Source organism: Pseudomonas hunanensis (genome assembly GCF_013393325.1).
GTDB lineage: Bacteria > Pseudomonadota > Gammaproteobacteria > Pseudomonadales > Pseudomonadaceae > Aquipseudomonas > Aquipseudomonas putida_P.
Map to the genome: position 1 here is coordinate 1 of NZ_QJRC01000056.1, position 292 is coordinate 292.

Annotated in this window: 1 pseudogene; it reads right to left on the reverse strand. The window is 66.8% G+C overall.

Annotated elements, in window-relative coordinates:
* A pseudogene (locus tag DM807_RS00760) lies at positions 1-292 on the reverse strand (T6SS effector BTH_I2691 family protein); the annotation flags it as partial.

The window sequence follows — 292 nt, forward strand, 5'->3', positions numbered from 1 at the left end:
TCGTAACAGGCCAAGGCGGCGGCCAGGCTGTAGGGGTTATCGATGTGTTGGGGTTCGGCCGTCGCCAGCCAGGCGTCGTGATCGTTGCTGGCTTGCAAGGCTTGGTTGCGCAGGGCGGCAATGCGCCATTCCAGCTCATCGCGCTCGGCGAGAAAGCGCCGGTATTTCTCGACATCGAGGCGCTGTACCAGGCGCGCGCCGTGGGGCGAGTAGTCCTTGTGGGTGAGCGCCTGAAATTGCGATTCGGCCGGCGACAGGGCGGGGCCCCGGCGCTCCAGGCCAAGCCGGAACG